Genomic DNA, 3643 nt, shown 5'->3' with positions numbered 1-3643 from the left:
CCGCCCGCCATCGAGGCCAGCGACATCGCCATCGCGGCGTTGGAGAGGCTTCCCTTGATGCGCCGCATCTCGACCAGGACCCAGGCGAGAGCGAGCAGGATCACACCCGCCACGGCGACCACCGTGCCGATGATGACCTGGGTGAAGCCGCGCTCGAGGACCATGTAGGGCAGCCCTTCGACGATCGCGGCGGCGCCGCCCACGACGAAGCCGAGCCCGAGCAGGATGAAGAAAATGATCAAAGGCGCGTCCCCGGCACAGTGCCCGAAAGTCATTCCGGCCATTCGTCGATCCGGTCGCTCACCGACCGGCCGACGCAACCATCATGTAACGTATTGAATAAGAGAGAGTTTCAATTCCGGCCCTCGCTAGGCGCGTCGATTCAGGCGGGAGTGAGGCGCATCGTGTCCTCCGCGCGGAGGGTTTGCGCGGCAGCGGCGGTTGCCGGAGCGGCGGCGGAGGCTTAACTAACGGGGCGAATGGCGGGCGCCCCCACCGGGAACCACCCTGCCCAGGCCGCCCGGCGGCAAGCCATTCTCAGTCAACGCGATTTGCCAGCCACGGAGAGGCCCCCATGACCTTCACCCTTCCCGATCTGCCCTACGCCCATGACGCGCTGCAGCCCTTCATGTCGAAGGAGACGCTGGAGTTCCACCACGACAAGCACCATCTCGCCTATGTCAACAACGGCAACAACGCGATCAAGGGCACGGAATTCGAGGGCAAGTCGCTCGAGGAGATCGTCAAGGCCTCGCACGGCAAGAATGCGGCCGTCTTCAACAATGCCGGCCAGCACTACAACCATCTCCATTTCTGGAAGTGGATGAAGCCCAATGGCGGCGGCGCCATTCCGGGCGCGCTGGAGAAGGCGATCGTCGATTCCTTCGGCTCGGTCGAGAAGATGAAGGAAGACTTCATCGCCGCCGGCACCGGCCAGTTCGGCTCGGGCTGGGCCTGGCTCGAGGTCGAGGGTGGCAAGATCGCCGTCTCCAAGACGCCGAACGGCGAGAGCCCGCTGGTCAACGGCGCGCTGCCGATCCTCGGCTGCGACGTCTGGGAGCACTCCTACTACATCGACTACCGCAACCGCCGTCCCGACTACCTCAAGGCCTTCCTCGAGAGCCTGGTGAACTGGGAGTATGTGGCCGAGATGTACGACGCCGCCGCCAAGGCCTGAGCTTTCGCCGGATCGATGCGAAACGGGGCCGCGAGGCCCCGTTTTTTGTGTCTGCAGAGATGATCGGAAACGCTTGGACGCCGCTCAGGCGGCGACGCTGTGCAGGAACTGGTCGACCGTCGTGCGCAGCCGCAGCGCCTGGGCGGCGACCTCGCCGGCGGCGCCGCGCACCTCCTCGGCCGAGCGGCCGGTTTCCTCGACCGAATCGGCGAGCACGCTGAGGTCGCTCGAGACCGAAAGCGCCGACGAGCTCGCCATCGCGACGCCCGAGGCGATTTCGCCGGTGGCGATCGCCTGCTGCTCGATCGAGACCGCGACCGCATTGGCGAAGCTCTCGATCGCGTTCATGCGGTCGGCGATGGTCTGGATCGACCCGACCACCTGGCCTGTGGCGCTCTGGATCGCGCCCACCTGAGTGACGATGCGGTCGGTCGCATCGGCGGTCTGCGAGGCCAGGCTCTTCACCTCGGAGGCGACGACGGCGAAGCCGCGCCCCGCCTCGCCGGCCCGCGCCGCCTCGATGGTCGCATTGAGGGCGAGCAGGTTGGTCTGGGAGGCGATGTCGCGGATGAGATTGACGACCTCGCCGATCGCCCGCGCGGTCTCGTCGAGCGCCCGCACCGAACTCGCGGTCTCGCGCGAGATCGAGGCCGCCTCGACGATCTCCGTCCGCACGCGACGGATCTGGAACTCGACCTCGCGAATGGCGGCGCCCATCTCCTCGGCCGCCTGGGCGGCGCTTTCGACATTGCCCGAGGCGCCCTGGGCGTTGTGGGCGGCGCGCGCGGCCCGGCCGGAGGATTCGGCGGCCACGCGGGCGAGGCCGTCGGAGGCCTCGCTCATGCGGTCCGCGTTGCTCTTGAAGGCCTCGAGCGCGACACCGACCTCGCCGCGGAACAGCCCGATCGCCTCGTCGACGCGCTGCTGATGCAGCCGGCGCTCCGATTCGGTGACGTGCTGCTTCTCCTGCAGGGCCGCCCGCTCGGCCAGCCTCAGCTTGAGCACCCCGAGTGCATGGGCGATGGCGCCGATCTCGTCGCGGCGCGCCAGGGCGTCGATGGGAGTGTCGAGCTGCCCGTCGGAGATGCTGACGATCGCCTTCGTCATGTTGCGCAGCGGCTTCATCGTCCGCGACAGCGAGAACCAGAGCAGCGGACCGAGCACGAGCAGGATCAGGATGCCGAAGGCTATCGTCGCCGCCTGCTCGAAGCCCGCTCGTGCGAGCAGACGCGACTTGTCGAAACGCAGGGCGACATAGCCGATCTGCTTGCGATGGCCGCCGACGCGAACGACGTGCAGCCAGGTGACGAAGCTGGCTTCCTCGATCTCGGCGGTGTCCGAATCCTTGAGAATTTCCCAGGGTTCGCGCTTCAGCAGCGCGGTGAGGCTGCGCGGCGTCAGGGCCAGCCTCGCCTCCTCGTTGCGGCCTGAACTGGCCAGCGACGACAGGTCGTCGGCGACGATGCCCGCCTCGAAGTCCGGATCGCGCCGCAGCGAGTCGAGGATCTGGCTCAGGGTGATGGTGTCGCGCGACAGGATCAGCGAGGGCGAGGCGTTGACCACCATCAGGACCAGCGAGCGCATCTTCTGCTCGAGGTCGTCGCGCGTCTTGGCGTCGTTGTAGCGGGCGGCGGCGAAGACCACGAGCATGATGGCCACGGCCACGATGGCGACGGCGGCGGCGGCGATCTGGCTGCTCAGCGAGCGGCCCCAGCGGCGGGCGGGAGCAGGTGTCTGCGCGGCGGTATCGGTGGTCCCCGCACGCTTGAACGACATCATGACCGGCACAGTCCCCGCATCCGTCTCGGCTCGCGGCAAAGGCCTGCGAGACACCCCGACCGCGAGACTGCCATGGCTTGGTTAAGGAATGGCTTGCGCAGCCTTAGGGGCGAGGCCGGCGAAGCGCACCATCGCCAGGCCCTGGGGCCCGAATCCCATGAGGGCCGCATGCTCGACCGGCCGTGTCGCCACGACCGGATCGAGCCGCGCCAGTTCAGCATCGACGAAGCCCGGATGGCACATCACCAGATGCGCGGGGCCGGGCCGCAGCAGGAAGCGCTGCAGGTCGGCGCGGAAGTCACGCTGCGGATCGAAGGGCGCGACGCCGGCAAAGCCCCGATTGACCGGGAAGCCGCGGCGCAGGGCCGACCGCCGGAAGCCCAGCGCCAACGCCGAGATGGTCAGCGCCTTGCCGACGGCGACGCCGCGAGCACGGATCGCCGCTGGCGAATCATGCGGATCGCGCAGATAGAGGCCGCCTTGCGGATAGCGCAGCGACACGGCGTCGAGCAGCGCGCGGCGGACGCCCGGCAGAACATGGACATGCTGGTGGCCGTCTATGAAGGCGGGCGGGCAACCCATCGCATCCTCGAAGGCGTCGAGCTGGCGGGCGATCTCGGCGGCGATCTCGCGCCGGACCGTCGACGAGGTCACGGCCGCACGCGCCAGGTCCGGCAGCGCGGGCAG

Annotated in this window: 3 protein-coding genes and 1 pseudogene; 1 reads left to right on the top strand and 3 read right to left on the bottom strand. The window is 68.4% G+C overall.

The annotated features are described in order from the left end of the window. A pseudogene (locus Q8M82_RS08565) lies at positions 1–242 on the bottom strand (hypothetical protein); the annotation flags it as partial. A gap of 332 nt (positions 243–574) precedes the next feature. Here Q8M82_RS08565 and Q8M82_RS08560 point away from each other — a divergent pair. Then, positions 575–1177, top strand: coding sequence for a superoxide dismutase (locus Q8M82_RS08560; RefSeq protein WP_305690944.1), 603 nt, complete (start codon positions 575–577; stop codon positions 1175–1177). Positions 1178–1261: 84 nt separating this feature from the next. Here Q8M82_RS08560 and Q8M82_RS08555 read toward each other — a convergent pair whose 3' ends face one another. Next, positions 1262–2956, bottom strand: coding sequence for a methyl-accepting chemotaxis protein (locus tag Q8M82_RS08555; protein WP_305690943.1), 1695 nt, complete (start codon positions 2954–2956; stop codon positions 1262–1264). An 81-nt stretch (positions 2957–3037) separates the two neighbouring features. Beyond that, on the bottom strand, positions 3038–3643 hold a 606-nt coding region (locus tag Q8M82_RS08550), incomplete at its 5' end, for a ChbG/HpnK family deacetylase (protein WP_305690942.1).

It is taken from the genome of Allobosea sp., from assembly GCF_030694325.1.
Taxonomy (GTDB): Bacteria; Pseudomonadota; Alphaproteobacteria; order Rhizobiales; family Beijerinckiaceae; genus Allobosea.
Note: the sequence above shows the minus strand (reverse complement) of the source record. Positions and strands in the feature narration are given on the sequence as shown.